The sequence below is a fragment of the Massilia norwichensis genome (assembly GCF_024753245.1).
Lineage (GTDB): Bacteria > Pseudomonadota > Gammaproteobacteria > Burkholderiales > Burkholderiaceae_D > Telluria > Telluria norwichensis.
Genome location: NZ_JANUGX010000023.1, coordinates 1 through 18,579, shown reverse-complemented (window position 1 = coordinate 18,579; position 18,579 = coordinate 1). Strand labels below are relative to the sequence as shown.

General features: G+C 64.6%; 14 protein-coding genes and 1 riboswitch. Of the genes, 2 read left to right on the top strand and 12 right to left on the bottom strand.

The features are described 5' to 3' along the window. Positions 1-61 precede the first annotated feature (61 nt). From NX782_RS17935 to NX782_RS17920, 4 genes are all read right to left on the bottom strand, one after another. A complete protein-coding gene (locus NX782_RS17935) occupies positions 62-1,822 on the bottom strand; it encodes a M14 family metallopeptidase (protein WP_258846849.1) in 1,761 nt (586 codons plus the stop codon). Between the two features lie 136 nt (positions 1,823-1,958). Then, complete coding sequence (locus NX782_RS17930) at positions 1,959-3,455, bottom strand: S41 family peptidase (protein WP_258846848.1); 1,497 nt, start codon at positions 3,453-3,455, stop codon at positions 1,959-1,961. Positions 3,456-3,611: 156 nt separating this feature from the next. After that, entirely contained in the window at positions 3,612-4,589 is a 978-nt protein-coding gene (locus NX782_RS17925) for a questin oxidase family protein (RefSeq protein WP_258846847.1), read from the bottom strand. Between the two features lie 23 nt (positions 4,590-4,612). Next, entirely contained in the window at positions 4,613-8,173 is a 3,561-nt protein-coding gene (locus tag NX782_RS17920) for an indolepyruvate ferredoxin oxidoreductase family protein (RefSeq protein ID WP_258846846.1), read from the bottom strand. Between the two features lie 166 nt (positions 8,174-8,339). Between NX782_RS17920 and NX782_RS17915 the strand changes: the two genes are divergently transcribed. After that, a complete protein-coding gene (locus NX782_RS17915; RefSeq protein WP_258846845.1) occupies positions 8,340-8,840 on the top strand; it encodes an Lrp/AsnC family transcriptional regulator in 501 nt (166 codons plus the stop codon). Here NX782_RS17915 and NX782_RS17910 read toward each other — a convergent pair. From NX782_RS17910 to NX782_RS17890, 5 genes are all read right to left on the bottom strand, one after another. Then, complete coding sequence (locus NX782_RS17910) at positions 8,809-9,483, bottom strand: GNAT family N-acetyltransferase (RefSeq protein WP_258846844.1); 675 nt, start codon at positions 9,481-9,483, stop codon at positions 8,809-8,811. The genes NX782_RS17915 and NX782_RS17910 overlap by 32 nt on opposite strands. A 468-nt stretch (positions 9,484-9,951) precedes the next feature. Beyond that, positions 9,952-11,190 carry a multifunctional CCA addition/repair protein gene (locus tag NX782_RS17905; RefSeq protein WP_258846914.1) on the bottom strand — a complete coding sequence of 413 codons (1,239 nt, stop codon included), beginning with the start codon at positions 11,188-11,190 and terminating at the stop codon, positions 9,952-9,954. 12 nt (positions 11,191-11,202) lie between these two features. Then, complete coding sequence (locus tag NX782_RS17900) at positions 11,203-11,919, bottom strand: glutathione S-transferase family protein (RefSeq protein WP_258846843.1); 717 nt, start codon at positions 11,917-11,919, stop codon at positions 11,203-11,205. Positions 11,920-11,928: 9 nt separating this feature from the next. Further along, on the bottom strand, positions 11,929-12,915 hold the full coding sequence (locus tag NX782_RS17895; protein WP_258846842.1) for a complex I NDUFA9 subunit family protein: 987 nt from the start codon (positions 12,913-12,915) through the stop codon (positions 11,929-11,931). A 23-nt stretch (positions 12,916-12,938) separates the two neighbouring features. Continuing rightward, positions 12,939-14,981: a lytic transglycosylase domain-containing protein gene (locus NX782_RS17890; protein WP_258846841.1), complete on the bottom strand. Its 2,043-nt coding sequence runs from the start codon at positions 14,979-14,981 to the stop codon at positions 12,939-12,941. Positions 14,982-15,074: 93 nt separating this feature from the next. Between NX782_RS17890 and NX782_RS17885 the strand changes: the two genes are divergently transcribed. Beyond that, positions 15,075-15,638: a 5-formyltetrahydrofolate cyclo-ligase gene (locus tag NX782_RS17885; RefSeq protein WP_258846840.1), complete on the top strand. Its 564-nt coding sequence runs from the start codon at positions 15,075-15,077 to the stop codon at positions 15,636-15,638. 95 nt (positions 15,639-15,733) lie between these two features. On the opposite strand, the gene metF is transcribed toward NX782_RS17885, so the two are convergent. The 3 genes from metF to ahcY all read right to left on the bottom strand — a co-directional run bounded on the left by metF (position 15,734) and on the right by ahcY (position 18,419). Next, a complete protein-coding gene (gene metF / locus NX782_RS17880; RefSeq protein WP_258846839.1) occupies positions 15,734-16,579 on the bottom strand; it encodes a methylenetetrahydrofolate reductase [NAD(P)H] in 846 nt (281 codons plus the stop codon). Beyond that, complete coding sequence (locus NX782_RS17875; RefSeq protein ID WP_258846838.1) at positions 16,566-16,919, bottom strand: phage holin family protein; 354 nt, start codon at positions 16,917-16,919, stop codon at positions 16,566-16,568. Before NX782_RS17875 ends, metF begins: the two co-directional genes overlap by 14 nt. An 84-nt stretch (positions 16,920-17,003) precedes the next feature. Continuing rightward, complete coding sequence (gene ahcY, locus NX782_RS17870) at positions 17,004-18,419, bottom strand: adenosylhomocysteinase (RefSeq protein ID WP_258846837.1); 1,416 nt, start codon at positions 18,417-18,419, stop codon at positions 17,004-17,006. A gap of 28 nt (positions 18,420-18,447) precedes the next feature. Beyond that, a riboswitch (S-adenosyl-L-homocysteine riboswitch) is annotated at positions 18,448-18,520 on the bottom strand. Positions 18,521-18,579 lie beyond the last annotated feature (59 nt).

Here is an 18,579-nt window from a genome sequence, read left to right as displayed (position 1 = left end):
CGGTCAGCCGTTGCAGCGAAATCGACCGCCTTTGCGCGGGATCAGTCCGCGCGTTGCTTTCTTACAGCGCGCTATCGGTCCGCATCACCGGATACAGGTTCAGGCGCTCGTCCCAGGACGCATGGCGGCGCGCGAAGAACTCCAGGCGCGCATGCGGGTTCTTGGCGAAGGCCGCATCGGTCTCGACCTTGCGGCGGAATTCCGCGGCCAGCGCCGGATCCTTGGCCATCTGCTCGCGCGCGACGTCTTCGGCCACGTACTCTTCCATGTATTCCTTGCGCTCGAAGGCGTTGTTGAACGCGCCCCAGGCCAGCAGCGAATCCGGCGCCTGCGGTTCCAGCATCGCCATCACCAGGCGCGCCTTGGGCTGGGCGATGGGCACGAACAGCGCGCCCTTGGCGAGTGCGCGCGGCTCCTGTTTCCAGGTACCTTGCACCGTCAGGCGCTGGTGCGATTCGAAGGAATTCGACGAGAACGTCGCCTTGTCGGCACGGAAGGTTTCGACCGGCGCGTTCGCCACCGCCTTGTCCAGCTTACGGAAGCCGATGCCGTGCTGGGTCAGCTTGGCGGCCACCATTTGCGCGAACGCGGCCGGCACCACGTAGCCGGCACCGGGCGCCTTCACCCGCAGGTCTTCGACCACCTCGTCGCGCAGCGGCACGTGCCAGACCTGCGGCTTGCTCTCGTCGTAGTGCGTCATCAGCATGCCGGACACGTCGGACATCGTGCGGGTGTAGGCATAGCCGTTGAAGTCGACCATCGTCGTTTTATCGGTGGTCTTGTAGGTCAGCGCCACCGGCTGGCCGGCAAGGCGCAATGCGCGCGCGTCGGCCGCGGCAGCCGCCTGCTGCCATTCCTTGCCGTGCGCGGCCACCTGGTTCAGCACCGAGACGATGGAATTGTGGGTGATGCGCACGCGGGTCGGATAATCCTTCCACGAATGGGTCTCGACCAGCATCGCCATGCGGTTGCGCAGCTGGAAGTAGCCGGTCGAGAAGCGCGGATCGGACACGCTGTCGACGAACCCGGATTGCGGATCGTCGGTTTCCTTGAAGGACATGTAATAGGACTGCGGCGAGGAGCCTTCCTTCGTGATGTCCTGGATGACATTGCTGCGCAGCGCCAGGCCGGCCTTGCGGAATTCCGGGTCGCCCGAGTACACCGGCTCGACCTGGATCGAGACGTCATGCTGGAACATGGCGCCGTCGGTCACGTGCAGGTCGACATAGGTCAGCGGATCCCAGGCGTTCACCAGGTTCAGCATCGCCTGCATCTCGGGCGCGTCGGCTTTGACATAGTCGCGGTTCAGATTGAAGTTCTGGGCGGTGGTGCGCCAGCCCATCTCGACCGGACCGCGCTGGTTCGGGCGGTTCCACTTGGCGAAGCGCTCGTGGCCATCGACGTTAAACACCGGCACGAAGATCAGCACCTGCTTGTCGAGCGCACCTTGGGCGATGCGGTTTTCCAGCATCTCGCGCAGGGCCAGGAAGCCGGCGTCCTTGCCGTCGATCTCGCCGGCGTGGATGCCGCCCTGGATCAGGGTCACCGGCAGATTCTTTTTACGCGCGGCTTCGGCGGTGAAGGCGCCGGTACGGGTGACGGCCAGCGCCATCATCGGCCGCCCTTCCGGCGTGGTGCCGAACTGGAAGCATTTCACCTGCTTCGGATAGGCCTGCTGGAAAGCACTGCACAGCTTGATGACTTCGTCGTAGCGGCCGGTGGCCGTGAAGCCCGAACGCTCCGACACGGTGACCAGGTCGGGGGCGGCGTGGGCGAAAGGAACGGCAGCCAGCATGGCCAGCAGTAACGCAGAACGAATCATCTATGAGCTCCGGCAGAGTTGGAAAATACTATCCGGAAATTATAGACGTGGAATGCGTTGAACTGTGGTTGATAACGCGTAAACGTCATTCCCGTGAAGGCGGGAATGACGATACGAACGCTGCGGGGATGACGTCTTAATGCTGCCGCTTCGGATAAATCCCAATCTCCTTGATTGGCGGCCGCACCAGTTGCATCTGCGCGGCGCTCGCGCGGGCAGTGCCGGACGCCGGGCAGGCATTCGTGTTGCGGTAGGCCAGTGCGGTGGCCAGCAGGTTCTCGGTCGGATCGCCCAGTGCGTGGTTGAGGTCGTCCGCCACGGTGCAGGTCGGGGCGAAGCCGTCCGCATAGTCGCCGAAGCCTTTCGCGTTCACGCCCTGGAACTCGATCGAGAAATAGGTCGTGCCGCAGTTGTCGACCGGCGTAAAACCGTAGGGCTTGCCGCAGGTCTGGCCGCCGATGATGTTGACTTCGACGTCCACGCCGCGCAGGCCGTTGATCACGGCTTCGCTGGCCGAGCAGGTGCCGGCGGTGGTCAGCACGGTCACGCGCTTCAGGCCCAGGTAAGGCAATGCCGAACCTGCCGGCGCCGGATTCGGCGACGTGAAACCATAGGCCGTGTTGCGGAACGGGATGGGGCCATCGGGCGCGGTCTTGTCGTTGTAGACCGGGCGCTCGAAGGTTTTACCCGCCGAGCTCGGTCCCGCGATCATGTAGGCCAGTTCGCTGGCGACGTACAACAGGCCGCCGCCGTTGTAGCGCATGTCCAGCACCAGGTCGTTCACGCCCTGGCTCTTGAACAGGTTGAAGGCGTCGATCAACTGCTTCTCGGCGACGGCATTGTGGTCGTCGAAGGTCAGGTAGCCGACCTTGCCGGTCGGGGTGTCGATGACCTTGGTGTTCTTGACGGAGGCACTGGCGACCACCTGCGAGACCAGGGTCACGTCGAACCTGTTGCCGGCGCGCTGGATCGTCAGGCGGTGCGATTCGCCGGCATTGTCGGGGAACAGACCGGCATTGATCGCATTCACGCCATCGGTGCCGGTGGTATTGATGAAGTCGATGCCATCGACGGCCACCAGCATATCGCCGCGCTGCAGGCCGGCCCTCGCGGCCGGCGAGCCCGGCTCGACGATCGAAGCGAGCCAGGTGCGCGGTGCGGTGGCGGCATTGCGCGACCAGGTCAGGCCGTAGCCGACATCCTCGCCGGAGGTCGTCATGGCATCCCACTCGGCTGTCGTGTAAGTGAAGTGGAAGCGGTCCTTCGGCTTGCCGGAGGCGGTCGTCGCAGGCGTCTTCAGCGCCGCGAAATAATCCAGCGTATTAGTGAAGTCGGCCATGCGTACGGTGGCCGGGATCTCGTTGTACCAGAGATAATTCTTGTCAGCCCAACCGCGCAGGAAAATCATCTCGTCCTGCAGCGTGCCCTGGCGGTCCGGGAAGGGGTAGCCCTGCGCATCGACGCCCGTGCGCGGCTTGGCGCACAGGTTCGCGTAGCGATTGTAATCGGCGACGATCGGGTCGGCCTGGCCAACCGGGGGCGTGGTCCCCGGGTCCGAAGGCGCGCCGGCAACCGGCGTGCTGGCGGGCGCGCTGCCACCGCCGCCTCCTCCGCCGCCGCAAGCGGACAGCAAGACCAGGGCCGCAAAAGCGGAAACAAGACAACGCGGGAGAACGGCCGGACGGCCAGAACGTGCATATGACGGGCTCATGCGCCTGATTATAGACGTGCCCGTTCAACCATATGCAACCAACTGTAACAGTTGGATCTGCGCGACAAGCAGTGTGTTCTAAACGTCAAGCTGCAGTTTGCGGACGGCGATGTGCAGATAGCCGGCATCGCCATATTCGCGGTATTCGCACAGCGCGGAATGGCAGAGTTTGATGACGTGGTCGTCGCGCGAGCGCAGCGCGCGGGCGGCGATGTCGTCCTCGTTCAGCAGGTCGCCGCCCGGCTGCGGCGAGCGGCTTTTGCCCGGCGACGTCACCACGGTCAACCAGGCCGTCAACACCGCCTGCCACAGGTAACGGCGCGCCAATGCCCGGTCGCCGGCATAGGCTTGCACGACGCGGAAGGCGTGGCTGCCGGTGACGATGTGCAGCAGAGTGAAATCTTCGCGTTCGACATACGCCTGCAAGGCAAAGCGGGCGATGTCGCGCAGCGCGGGGGGCGCAGCCGGCTGCACCGCCGCGCCCGCCAGTGTTGCCCCCCAGGCGAGCTCGAGCATCTTGTCGATGATGATGCCGGGTTTGAACACGTAGCCGCTCAGACTGGCCCGCAGGCGGCCGGCGATCTGTTCGAGACTGCCCTCGGCGGGCGCCAAGGGCAGCGGCAGACTGGCGTACTCGCTGGCCCAATAGGCCAGCGCCAGCGCGATCTCGTCCTCGAACCCGCCTTCGATGGCATACGCCAGGCGGATCATGGCGTGGAAGGCCGATGACGCCAGTCCCGGCATCAGGACCGGCACCCAATCGTGCAGCACGGCCTCGACCCCGGCTTCGCGGATGCGCTCCTCGAAAAAGCGCACGAAGCGCGGATAGTCGCCGCTGCTGCCGAGGTAATCGTGCGGATCGAGCGCGCTGGCGCAGGCCGGCGCCGGCAGCAGGCGCTGCGCGTAGCCGTCGGCGAAGCGGCGCAGCGTGGCATCGTCGGCGCCGAGGCGGTCGAGCGCCAGCAGCGCCATCGGCAGGTGGTTCGCCAGCCGGTTGCCGTACAGCGGCGCGTGGCTGCGTGACTGCTGCAGCAGCGACCGGCAGGTGTCGGACATGGGGTGCATGTCCTAATTTAGCACTATGCCGCGCGCGACGCCGTTGCACCCGCATGGAAGGCCGCGATCAGCTCGGCTTCCTTGCGCTTGGCCGCCACCAGATTGCGCTCCTTCACGTGGCCGTAGCCGCGGATGTCTTCCGGGATGCTGGCGATCGCCACGGCTTGCGCCAGGTTGCCGGCCGTCAGCTTCGGCAGCAGGGCCTCGACCGTGCGGCGGTATTCACCAATCAGCGCACGCTCCATCTTGCGCTCCTCGGTATGACCGAACGGATCGAAGGCAGTGCCGCGCAGACCCTTCAGTTTCGCCAGCACGCCGAAGCCCTTCATCATCCACGGGCCGAATTCCTGCTTGACCAGGTGCCCCTGCTTGTCCTTCTTCGCCAGCAGCGGCGGCGCCAGGTGGAACTTCAGCTTGATGTCGCCTTCGAACATGCTGTTCACCTTGTCCATGAAGGCCGGATCGGTGTACAGGCGCGCGACTTCGTACTCGTCCTTGTAGGCCATCAGCTTGTGCAGGTAGCGCGCCACGGCCTCCGTCAGGCGGGTACCTTTACCCAGCTTTTCCTCGGCGGCGCGGACCTGGTCCACGAAAGCCTTGTACTGCTGGGCGTAAGCCACGTTCTGGTAAGCGGTCAGCAGCTCGACGCGGCGTTTGACCAGGTCGTCCAGCGACTGGGTGCGCTTGAACTCGATTACCTTGGCCGGGGTGGTCAGCCTGGTCACGGAGGCCAGGTCATGCGCGGCGGTGCGGCCCCAGTTGAAGGCGGCTTTATTGAACGGAATCGACACACCGTTCAGCTCGATCGCCTTCATGATCGAGGCTTCCTGCAGCGGCACCTGCCCCTTCTGGAAAGCGTAGCCGAGCATGAACATGTTGGTGGCGATAGCGTCGCCCATCAGCGCGGTGGCGATCTGGCCGGCATCGACGAAATCGACATTGTTCGCGCCGCAAGCCTGCACGATCGCGCCCTTCGAACCCTCGGCCGGGAACTGCCAGTCCGGGTTCTTGATGAAGGCGGCCGTGGTGGCGCCGCTGTTGTTGACGAAGGCGCGGGTACGGCCTTCGCCCATGCGCGACAGCGCGTCGCGGCTGGCGGTGACGATCTGGTCGCAGCCGATCACGAGATCCGCGTTGCCGGTGCCGACGCGGGTCGAATGCAGGTCAGACTGTTTATCGGCCAGGCGCACGTGCGACATCACCGGCCCGCCCTTCTGGGCCAGGCCGCTCATGTCCAGCACCAGCGCGCCCTTGCCTTCGACGTGGGCGGCGACGGCCAGGATCTGGCCGACCGTCACTACGCCGGTGCCGCCGATGCCCGTGACCAGGATGCCGAAAGGCTCGGTGGTCGCCGGGATCTGCGGCGCGGGCAGCACTGCCTCGGGCGCTTGCGAGGTCGCAGCAGCCTTCTTCGGCTTCTTGAGGCCGCCGCCTTCGACGGTGACGAAACTCGGGCAGAAGCCGGTCACGCAGGAAAAATCTTTATTGCACGAGGACTGGTTGATCTGGCGCTTGCGGCCCAGTTCCGTTTCCAGCGGCTCGACCGACAGGCAGTTCGACTGCTTCGAGCAATCGCCGCAGCCTTCGCAGACGGCTTCGTTGATCACGGCGCGCTTGGCCGGGTCGGGATATTCGCCCTTCTTGCGGCGGCGGCGCTTTTCCGAGGCGCAGGTCTGGTCGTAGATCATCGCCGACACGCCCGGCATCTCGCGCAGTTCCTTCTGCACGTCCATCAGTTCGAGGCGGTGGCGCACGGTGACGCCTTCGGCCCACGGATAATCCGCCGGGTATTTCTCGGGCTCGTCGGTCACGATGATGATCGGCTTGACGCCTTCGGCCGCCAGCTGGCGGCTGATCTTGGCCGGGTCCAGCGGACCGTCGTGGGTCTGGCCACCGGTCATCGCGACCGCATCGTTGTACAGGATCTTGTAGGTGATATTGACCTTGGCCGCCACCGAGGCGCGGATCGCCAGTACGCCCGAGTGGAAATAGGTGCCATCGCCGAGGTTGGCGAACACGTGCTTTTCGTCGGTGAACGGGGCCTGGCCGATCCAGGTCGTGCCTTCCGCGCCCATATGCGTAAAAGTGGACGTCTCGCGGTCCATCCACAGCACCATGTAGTGGCAGCCGATGCCGGCCAGCGCGCGCGAACCGTCCGGCACCTTGGTCGAGCTGTTGTGCGGGCAACCCGAGCAGAAGAACGGGATGCGGTCGGTTTCCGGATTGGCCTTCACTGGAATCGCCTTCAGCACTTCTTCCTTGGCTTCCAGGTAGGCGATGCGTTCCTTGACGCGCTGCGCCACCGGATGGCCGGCGCAATAGTGGCCGATGCGCGAAGCGATGGCGCGCGCGATCTGGGCCGGGTTCAGCTCGTAGGTACCGGGCAGCAGCCAGTCGCCGCGGCCGGAGCGGCTCTCGATGCTCCACTCGCCGGTATCGTCGAACTTGCCGACCACGCGCGGCCGCTCGCCGTCCGGCAGGTTGTACAGCTCTTCCTTCAGCGCGTATTCCAGCACCTGGCGCTTTTCCTCGACCACGATGATCTCGTCCAGGCCTTGCGCAAACTCGTGCACGCCGACGGAGTCCAGCGGCCAGGTCATGCCGACTTTATAGACGCGCAAGCCGATTTCGCTGGCGGCCTGCTCGTCGATGCCGAGGTCGGCCAGCGCCTGGCGGGTGTCCAGGTAGCTCTTGCCCGCAGTGATGATGCCGATCTTCGGCGTCGGGCTGTCCCAGATGATCTTGTTCAGCTTGTTGGCACGCGCATAGGCCAGCGCCGCGTACCATTTGAAATTGTTCATCCGCACTTCCTGGTCCAGCACGGCGTCCGGCCAGCGGATGTTAAGGCCGCCCTGCGGCATGGCGAAGTCGGTCGGGATGACCGGCTGCACGCGCTCCGGATCGAGGTCGACCACGGCGCCGGACTCGATGATGTCGGTCACGCACTTCATCGACACCCACAGGCCGCTGTAACGGCTCATCGCCCAGGCGTGCAGGCCGTAATCGATGTATTCCTGCACCGACGACGGATACAGCACCGGCATGCCGACGTGGTGCAGGATGTGGTCGGACTGGTGCGCGGTCGACGACGATTTGGCGGCGTGGTCGTCGCCGGCCAGCACCAGCACGCCGCCATGCTTGGCGGAGCCGGCGTTGTTGCCGTGCTTGAAGACGTCGCCGCAACGGTCCACGCCCGGGCCCTTGCCGTACCACATGGCGAACACGCCGTCGTACTTGGCGTCCTTGAACAGATTGGTTTGCTGGGTGCCCCAGACGGCGGTCGCCGCCAGGTCTTCGTTCATGCCCGGGTGGAAGTGGACGTTGTGCGCTTCCAGGTGCTTTTTCGCCTTCATGGCGGTCTGGTCGACCGCGGTGACGGGCGAACCGCGGTAGCCGGTGATATAGCCGGCGGTGTTCAGGCCGGCGGCAAGGTCGCGCTCATGCTGCAGCATCGGCAGGCGGATCAGCGCCTGGGTGCCTGTCATGAAGGCGCGGCCGCGCTGCAGCGTCCACTTGTCGTCGAGGGTGATCTCGTGCGCAGGCTGCGCCGGCGCCAGCTGGCTGCGGTCCAGGGGTGCGTTCATGGTGTCTCCATTGTTGTGCGGGCGGTCGTCCCCGGAAGTGGTGGAGTCCGCGCCATTCTTATCGTCAGTATAGGCCTGAGCCCCGGCCATATAATTTCAATCAATTCCCCACACCGAACGAATTGCGCAATAAAATTGCGGCACATTTGAAGACCAAGGGAAATTCATGTCAAAAATCGAGCTGGATAAAACCGATCGGAAGATCCTGGCCATTCTGCAGGACGATGGGCGCCTGTCCAACCAGGACGTGGCCGAGCGGGTCAACCTGTCCCCATCGCCCTGCCTGCGCCGCATCAAGCGGCTCGAGGAAGCCGGGGTGATCCGCCAGTACGTGGCACTGCTCGACGCGGACAAGCTGGGGCTGGGCCTGCTGGCCTATGTGAACGTGCGTCTGGAAAAGCATGCGGAAGGCGCGCCGAATGCGCGTGTGCCGGCCACCTCGCCGCGCTTCGAGTTCGCCCAGGCGGTGTCGGCCTGGCCGGAAGTCGTGGATTGCTATGCGATGACGGGGGAGATGGATTTCCTGCTGCGCGTGCATGTCGAGGACATGGACCACTTCTCGCGCTTCATGATGGGCTCGCTGCTGCGCCACCCGGCGGTGCTGGACGTGAAGTCGAGCTTTGCGCTGCAGAAGATCAAGGAGACGACGGCCCTGCCGATCGTCTGAACCTGCTGCGGATCTTCTGGGCCAGCTTGACCGTGTAATCGATCTTCGCCATCTGCTCTTCCAGCGCCTCGGCCAGTACGCTCGAGGGGCTGGGCGGCGGCAGGTGCAGGTGGGCGTCGGCCTCGCCGTACTCGCGCTTGATCTCCATGCCGGCCTTCCTGGCGATGTGCATCATGGTGCGGTTTGACGAGAGGCACTGCATATAGAGGGTGTCGACGTCCGAATTACGGCAGTGCATCGCCGCGCGTTCGAACAAACGGGTGCCCACGCCCTTGCCGCGTGCCGACGCCGATACCGAAACGCCGAACTCGGCCACTTTTTCCTTCTCGGTGACATGCAGGCTGTCCGGATGGGCCTGCTTATCCATGAAGGCCAGATGGCCGACGCCGACCAGCTGGAAACGCCGGTTGATGACGCCAAACACGATGTCTTTGGCAAAATCGATCTTGCCGACATACTTCTCGACCGCGTCGTCCGGCAACATGCTGCCGAAACGCAGCAGGCGGTCGCTGCTGTCGAGCGCCATGAAATGCCGCAGCACGCGCCGGCGATCGCGCTCGCTCAGCGCCTTGACCAGCACCGGCTGGCGGCCGTGTTTGCCGATCAGGTTGTGCAACCAGCGGCGGAGGGGCTTGTCCTGCATGGGGTCGGAGGGAGAATTTGTGCACTGCACCAATGGCGCTATTGTAGCGCAGTGCGCAGGCGCGCGGCCGAGCCTGGCGGCGCGGGTCCATTTTCCGATGCGCAAGCGCTACGCATTGACGCTTGATTCATCCTTATCAAGCGTCTTTTGCAAAAGGATCCAGGGTCGGCTCATCTGGATCCTCGGCAAGCTGAGAATATTCGGATAGTGGCGGTTTCGGCGGCGGCGGGGCTGGCGCGAAGCCTGCAAACGCAGCCACTAGCATGACGCCGAGCCAGCGATATCGCTCTCTCCAGGATCGTGGCGCATGAATCGCATTTGGGCCAGGCTCTTTGTTTTCGTTATCCACTGAAAGATCACCTTCTTTTGCATGCTGAATGGCTCTGGCGCTACAGCAAGCAATCTGGCGATCTTCTCAGCCATTTCAATGGTGTTGCCATAAAGGCATAGGAAATTTTTTCAGCGTTCCTAGTCGCGCACGTCCTTCAGCGCCACTTTGACTGCCGACACCCGCGCCGCATGGATCGCCTCAGGGATCTTTTCCTTGTTCTCCACATAGCGCCCCGCAATTTCCCCCGCATTCACACCACGCGCCGCTGCCAGGGCCTGCAGCAGGTAGCCGGCTTGCGGATAGTCCCGGTAACGCATCTCGTGCGTCTCATGCCCGCGCCCGCGCGCGTCGCATTCGGAGGCCAGCAGCATCTGCGTGAAGCGTTCCGGCTTCCTGAACGCGTCGCAACGTTCGAACAGGGTGACGATGGTGTTCGGGCGCAATTCCAGCGCACGGCTGACGTTGCCGTGCTCGCGCGCCGTCATCACGGCCAGGTCGCGGCAATCCGTCGGCACGCGCAGGCGTGCGGACAGTTCCTTGATCAGGCGCGGCCCCATGCCTTCGTGACCGTGGTGTTTGGGCCAATCCTGTTCCGGCGTACGGCCCTTGCCCAGATCGTGCATCAGGGCGGCAAAACGCACCGGCAATTCGAAACCGCGTTCGGCGGCGTAATCGATTACCAGCATCATGTGCACGCCGGTATCGACTTCCGGATGATGCAGCGGCGGCTGCGGCACGCCCCACAGTGCGTCAAGTTCGGGCAGGATGCGCGCCAAGGCGCCGCAGTCGCGCAGCACGTCGAACATGCGCGAGGGCTTCTGCTCCATCAGGCCGCGCGACAGTTCCTGCCAGACCCGCTCCGGCACCAGGGCGTCGACCTCGCCCTCCTCGACCATCTTGCGCATCAGGGCATTCGTGGACTCGGCCACGCGAAAGTCCGGGAAGCGCGCGGCAAAGCGCGCCAGGCGCAGGATGCGCACCGGGTCTTCCGTAAACGCCTCGGATACGTGGCGGAAGATGCGGTCCTGCAAATCCTGTTGGCCGCCATAGGGATCGACGATGCTGCCGTCCTCCGCGCGCGCCATCGCGTTGATGGTCAGATCGCGCCGGATCAGGTCGTCTTCCAGTTTCACATCGGGCGAGGTGTGGAACACGAAGCCGTGGTAGCCCGGCGCCGTCTTGCGCTCGGTGCGCGCCAGGGCGTACTCTTCCTGGGTGTCCGGATGCAGGAAGACCGGGAAATCCTTGCCGACCGGCCGGAAACCCTGGGCCACCATCTGCTCGGGGGTGGCGCCGACCACGACCCAGTCTCGGTCCTGCACCGGCAGCCCCAGCAGTTCATCGCGCACGGCGCCGCCGACGACATAGGCCTGCATCGTCATGCGCCCTTACTCCGGCAGCTCGTCTTCGTGGCCGGCGGCGATTTCCGTCTCCTTCATCGCCTCCTCGACCCAGCGCGCCACGGCCGGGTGCGCCTGCATGCGGTCGCAATAGGCCTGCAGGGCCGGCGCCAGCGCCACGCCATAGGTTTTAAAGCGCATCACGACCGGCGCATAAAAGGCGTCGGCGATCGAAAAATCGCCGAACAGGAAGCGGTGGTGGCCGAAGCGTGCCAGACACTCTTCCCAGATCTCGCAGACGCGGCCGATGTCGGCCTGGGCGCCCGGCGTGCGGCCGCGGCCCGGCAGGCGCGCCTTGATGTTCATCGACATCGCGCTGCGCAGGTCGGGGAAGCCCGAATGCATCTCGGCCACCACCGAACGCGCCATTGCGCGCGCCGCCACGTCCTGCGGCCACAGGTGCTTTTCCGGGAATTGCTCGGCCAGGTATTCGCAGATGGCGAGGCTGTCCCAGATCGTCATCTCGCCGGCCAACAGCACGGGCACGCGGCCGGCGTGCGAAAAGCGCGCGATGTTGGCGGCGGTATCGGGCTGATCGAGCAGCACGCGGACTTCGGTGAACGGAATCCCGGCCGCCACCGCCGCCACCCACGGGCGCATCGACCACGACGAATAGTTCTTGTTGCCGATGACGAGGGTCAGGCCCGCCTGGCGCGCCTGGTCGAGGGTCTGCGAAAGTGTCGGGTCGAGTTCGATAGTCTGCATGGTCTCTTTCTATTTCGAATGGGGATGTTCCGCATGCGCATGCCGCGCCCGGGAGCGCAGCTCGTCCAGCTGCCCGGTCGGCGCCAGATAGGCCGGCGCGACGGACTCGAGCGCCGTGAGCTTGATGTCGAGCGCCGCCGCTGTCAAGGCCTGATTGGACGGATTGACAACATTATCGGCCTTCATGGAATCCAGGTTGTCGCGCGTGATCAGCGGCGTGCCGGGCAACAGCTCGAAGAAGCCGGCCTGCAGGCGCGCCAATGCATCCGGCAAGGGGATGATGGGACGCGGGTGGCCGGCGTAGCGCCCACTCAGGCGCACCAGTTCGGCCAACGTGTACACCGCCGGACCGCCCAGCTCGTACGTCTTGTTACGGCTTTCCGGCATGAACAGCGCGTGAACGAAGGCATCGGCAACATCGCCGACATACACCGGCTGGAAACGCGCATGCGCCCCGGCCAGCGGCACCACCGGCAGACGGCGCTGCAGGCGCGCGAACATGTTCAGGAACTTGTCTTCCGGTCCGAACACCACCGAGGGGCGGAAGATCGTGGCCGCGACCTCCGGCTCGCCGGCGGCGGCCAGTTCGCCGTCGGCCTTCGAGCGCTGGTACATCGAGGGACCATTGCGCGACGCGCCCAGCGCGCTCATGTGCAAATAGCGCGGCACCCCGCCGGCGGCACAGGCGGCGGCGATGCGCCGCGGCAGCTCGACGTGGACATGGCGGAACTGCGGCCCGTAGGGCGTGCCGCGCTGCGAATGCAGGATGCCGACCAGGTTGATGACGGCATCCTTGCCCGCCACCAGCCGGCGCAGCACGGCATCGTCGCGGATGTCGGCCTCGACGATGTCCACGCCCAGCGGCATCAGGTGCATCGCATGCGCCTCGTGGCGCGTGACGGCGACGATGCTGACATTGCGCTCGGCCAGCCTTGCCGCGAGGTGGCTGCCGATAAATCCTGTTCCTCCGAACAACACTACCGACAGCGTACGCATGCTGGACTCCTAGGACAGGCCGGTCATGGCAGCGCTATCGTGCCGCCGCGCGGCATGATCGTCCCCAGGCGGGCCTTGAGCGACTGCGGACGCTTTTCGAACAGTGCGGCGTAGTTCGTTGCGTTCGACATCACATTGCGCACGTAGTTGCGGGTTTCCTCGAACGGAATGGTTTCGACCCAGACCGCGCCTTCCATCGGCGCGTTCAGCAGGCCGCGCCAGGTGCGGGTGCGGCCCGGACCGGCGTTATAGGAGGCGGTGGCCAGCACCTGCGAACCCTCGGCATTGTTCAGCACCATGTTCAGGTAATTGGTGCCGAGCAGGATGTTGGTGCGGATATCGTTCAGCATGCCGTGGCCGTAATCGGTCATGCCGATCTTTTCCGCCACCCATTTGCCGGTCGAAGGCATCACCTGCATCAAACCGGACGCGCCGACGCCGGACTGGGCATCGGAAATGAAGCGCGATTCCTGGCGGATCAGGCCATACACCCAGGCCTGGTCCAGGCCCAGCCCCTGCGCGGTCGGGTGCAGGATGTCGTTGTGCGGGGCCGGGAAGCGCTGGGTGTAGTCGAACTCGGTGCGGGTGCGCTCCGAGGTGTTCACCATACGGTCGAGGATCTCGTTCTGACGCGCATATTCGGCCGCCACCAGCAGTTGACGGTCGGAAAAGTTCTGCAGCGTCCAGTTCCATTCGCGCGTGCCTTCGAAGCGCAGGCGCAGGCTGAAGAATTTCAGGGCGCGTTTGAAGCCGGGATTGGCGGCCATCTGCGCCAGCTCGGCGGCGGTCGGCGCGGTTTGTCCCATGGCGCTGGGCGGGATCGAGATCTGCTGGCCGATTTCCTCTAGTGCCAGTTGCCCATAGAAATTGTTCTGGTCGGCGATGCGGCGGAACAGCGCCTGCGCATCCTCTTTCCGGCCCTGGGCCTGGTGGGCGCGACCCAGCCAATATGTCCAGGCCGACAGCGCGCGCTGGTCCGCCGGCATCGCTTCGATGGTGGCGCGTACCATCTTCCAGTCGCCGCGGCGCAGCGCGATCCGGGTCTTCCACTCGGCCTGGGTTTCCGACAGCGGGGCGCCGGCGGCGCGCTGCCAGTAGTCGTAGGCTTCGGGCGCCAGCACCAGCGAGGCGGCCAGGGCGATGTTCGACCAGCCGATCGCCTTTTCCTCGGCAGACAGCTTGGGCGCATTCTTGTTCAGCGCGACGGTCGCCAATTTGAGACTCGTACGCGCCATGCGGCCGACCGCGACCAGGTAGATCTCGTGCTCGGCGCGGGTAGTGCCGATGCCGCGCGCCATCGCCAGCGCCGGGACGTCGACCGCCTGCGCGGCACGCGTATCGGAAGCGCCCAGCAGCAGCGCGGTACGGCGCGAGGGGCCGGTGGCGTGCATCTCGCCGGCCAGGCGCAGCTGGGCCAGCAGATCGGCGTTGGTGAATTGGCCGGACTGGGCCAGCTGGGCGACCAGGGCCGCGCAGGCTTCGCCGTACAGCGGTGGATTGTCGAGCAGCGCGCGTGCTTCGGACGCCACGTTCTGCCCTTTGACGGCGCGCGACAGCAGCGCGTAGCACTTGACCTGGTAGTCGTCGTTCTTGACGAACAGCGGCAGTTCGCGGTCGAAGTTCAGCCAGTCGCGCTTGCGGCCCAGTTCCAGCAGCCAGTCGTTGCGCAGGCGGTCGGCGATCGCGCTGCCCTCGTAGCGCTTCAGGAAATCCAGGACTTCCTCGTTCGATGCGCTGCCCAGACGCGGTTTGAGACGATAATAGTCGACATACGAGGGAATCGCGTAGCCGGGCAGGCGCGCCGCCAGCTCGGCCGCCTTGGCGGCATCGTTCTGGCGCGCAGCATCGCGCAGCTGCAGGAAGATCGCATCCTGCTCGCGCGCCGCGTCCGTGGCAGCCGCCTGCGGCAAGCCTGTCGCCGGCGCTGCGGCGGGGCTTGCTGGCACGGTGGTCACTGGGGACGCTGCGGGCGCTCCAGGCTGGGCCGTCTGGGCCAGCGCAGGGGCAAGGGACAACAGGGTAGAGGCAGCAAAACTTGCGCCGGCTAACAATTTCAACGGAAACATCAAACCAACCTCAATGTACGCTTCATTTCATCCATGACCGGCGATTCAAGAATACCACGCCCGCTCTCGGGCCTGCCAGACCACACCTCAAGCGTGACGGCCGATGCCACAGCCGCCAAAGCAGCGCTGCGTAAAGCGCTCAGAACCGCACGTGGGGGGCTTGACCCGGCAATCAAGGTCCAATGGGACGCCCATATCGGCGCCCAGGTCGTCGCCTGGTGGCGGCTGCGCCAGATGGATACGGTCGGCGTTTACTGGCCGCTGGCCGGCGAGCCCGACCTGCGCGCCGCCTATGCCGAGCTGGCGCTGGCCGGCGTGCGCCTGGCGCTGCCGGTGGTGATGGAACGCAACGCCCCGCTCGCCTTCACCGAATGGCAGCTGGACGAGCCCATGCTGGCCGACGAGATGGGCGTGGCGGTGCCGGCCACACTGCGCTTCGTCGAACGCCCCCCTGCCCTGCTGATTCCCTGCCTGGGTTTTAATGCGGAAAATTATCGGCTGGGCTATGGCGGCGGTTACTACGACCGCACGCTCGAACTGGTACCGCGTCCGCTCACGCTGGGCATCGCCTACAGCAACCAGGAGGCGCAGTTCGGGCATGGTCCGCACGATGTACCGCTGGATGCGATCGTGACCGAGCGTAGCAACATTCGTTGAGCGCGTTGGCCGCGTTGAGCGATTTGTGACTGCGGATCACAAATCAAAAAAGCCCGCGGACTTTTGGCACGCGGGCTTTTGTTGTCTGCGGGCTGTTAAGCGCTGGTGCGCGAACCCTGCAGACGCTGCCAGATGGCGGTGGTGGCCGCCGCCTGGTTCATGCTGTAGAAATGCAGGCCGGGCGCGCCGCCCGCCAGCAGCTTCTCGCACAGCTGGCTGACCACGTCCAGGCCGAAGGCCTTGATCGAAGCGCTGTCGTCGCCGAAGCTGGCCAGTTTTAAACGAATCCAGCGCGGAATCTCGGCGCCGCACATCTCCGAGAAACGCATCAGCTGGGTGTAGTTCGTGATCGGCATGATGCCGGCCACGATGGGGATGTCCACGCCCAGTTTGGCGACATTGTCGACGAACTGGAAATAGGCGTCCGGGTTGTAGAAATACTGGGTGATGGCCGCATTCGCGCCGGCCTGCACCTTGCGCGCGAACGCCTGCAGGTCGTCCTGCGGGGAACGCGCCTGCGGGTGCATCTCCGGATAGGCCGCGACTTCGATGTGGAACCAGTCGCCGGTTTCCTGGCGGATGAACTCGACCAGGTCGCTGGCATAGCGCAGTTCGCCGGCGCCGCCATAACCGCTCGGCAAGTCGCCGCGCAGGGCCACCAGGCGGCGGATGTTATGCGACTGGAACTCGCGCAGGATGCCGCGGATCGATTCGCGGGTGCCGCCGACGCAGGACAGGTGCGGCGCGCCGATATGGCCTTCGGACTGGATCTCGAGCACGGTGTCCAGCGTCCCCTGCTGGGTGCTGCCACCGGCGCCGAAGGTCACCGAGAAATATTTAGGCTGCAGCTCCGCCAGCTTCTGGCGCGCCACGCGCAGCTTTTCCGTGCCCTCGGGGGTCTTGGGCGGGAAAAACTCGATGCTGATATTAGGGGTTTCCATCTTTATTCAGGAGTAAGGTAGAAAGCGCCCACGAAATCACGCTGTACAGGATCGCCGCCAGGAAGGCCGACCAGAATCCGGCGACATGGAAGCCCTCGACCAGGTGCGCGACCAGCCAGAACAGCAAGGCATTGATGACCAGAATGAACAGCCCGAGCGACACCAGCGTCACCGGCAAGGTCAGGACGACCAGCACGGGACGGATGACGGTGTTGACCAGGCCCAGCACCAGCGCAGCCACGAGGGCGGCTCCAATGTTGGTGACGGTCACGGAGTGCATCAAGAACGGCAAGGCCATCAGGGCGGCGGCGTTGATCAACCAGGTCAGGAGCAGGCGCATATCGGTGTCTTTCGTGAAGGCGTAAGAGGGCCGGCGCTATCCGGGTGGATAGCGCCTATCACGGAAAGCTTACCAGACTACTAATTAGTAGCGGTAATGATCCGGCTTGTACGGACCTTCCTTGCTGACGGAGATGTAAGCAGCCTGCTCGTCGGTCAGCGTGGTCAGCTGCGCATTCAGCTTTTTGAGCTGCAGGCGCGCGACCTTCTCGTCCAGGTGCTTCGGCAGGGTGTACACGCCGACCGGGTACTTGTCCGTGTTGGCGAACAGCTCGATCTGGGCGATGGTCTGGTTCGCGAACGAGGAACTCATCACGTAGGACGGGTGACCGGTGCCGCAGCCCAGGTTCACCAGGCGGCCTTCGGCCAGCAGGATGATGCGCTTGCCGTCCGGGAAGATCACGTGGTCGACTTGCGGCTTGATGTTTTCCCACTCGTACTTCTTCAGCGCCGCGACTTCGATTTCGTTGTCGAAGTGGCCGATGTTGCAGACGATCGCCTGGTCCTTCATCTTCTGCATGTGCGCTTCGGTGATCACATGGTAGTTGCCGGTGCAGGTGACGAAGATGTCGCCGTGTTCGGCAGCGTAGTCCATGGTCACGACGCGGTAGCCTTCCATCGCAGCCTGCAGCGCGCAGATCGGATCGATCTCGGTAACCCAGACCTGGGCCGACAGCGCGCGCATGGCTTGTGCCGAACCTTTACCGACGTCGCCATAGCCGGCGATGACGGCGATCTTACCGGCGATCATCACGTCAGTCGCGCGCTTGATACCGTCGACCAGCGATTCGCGGCAGCCGTACAGGTTGTCGAACTTCGACTTGGTGACGGAGTCGTTGACGTTGATTGCCGGGAAGGCCAGCTTGCCTTCCTGGTGCATCTGGTACAGGCGGTGCACGCCGGTGGTGGTTTCTTCGGTCACGCCCTTGATTGCCGGCAGACGCTTCGAATACCACTGCGGATCGACAGCCAGGCGGCCCTTGATCGCGTTGAACAGGCAGATTTCTTCTTCCGAACCCGGCTTGTCCAGCACCGAGATGTCCTTCTCGGCACGCACGCCCAGGTGCAGCAGCAGGGTGGCGTCGCCGCCATCGTCCAGGATCATGTTGGCGTGGTTGTCGCCCGGCCATTCGAAGATGCGGTGGGTGTATTCCCAGTACTCGTCCAGGGTTTCGCCCTTGATGGCGAACACCGGGGTGCCGACCGACGCGATGGCGGCGGCAGCGTGGTCCTGGGTCGAGTAGATATTGCACGACGCCCAGCGCACTTGCGCGCCGAGGGCTTCCAGCGTGCGGATCAGAACGGCGGTCTGGATGGTCATGTGCAGCGAACCGGCGATGCGCGCACCCTTCAGCGGCTGGCTGGCGGCATATTCCTCGCGGATGGCCATCAGGCCCGGCATTTCGGTTTCGGCGATGCGGATTTCCTTCTCGCCCCATGCGGCGAGGCCGATGTCGGCAACGAGGTAATCCTGGGAAGTGTTTTTCAGTACGGCGCTCATCACGCCCTCCTTTCATGTTAAGAAAAAAGTAACGTGAGCGCGGTGTTGATGATCCGAGCCTGGCGAAAGAGAGACCTTTCGTCGCAACGCTCCTCGGAATTCATAAGTTTAACACGGTGGGCACGGGTTGTGCCCACCGTTTAACGTAGGGTGGGCACCC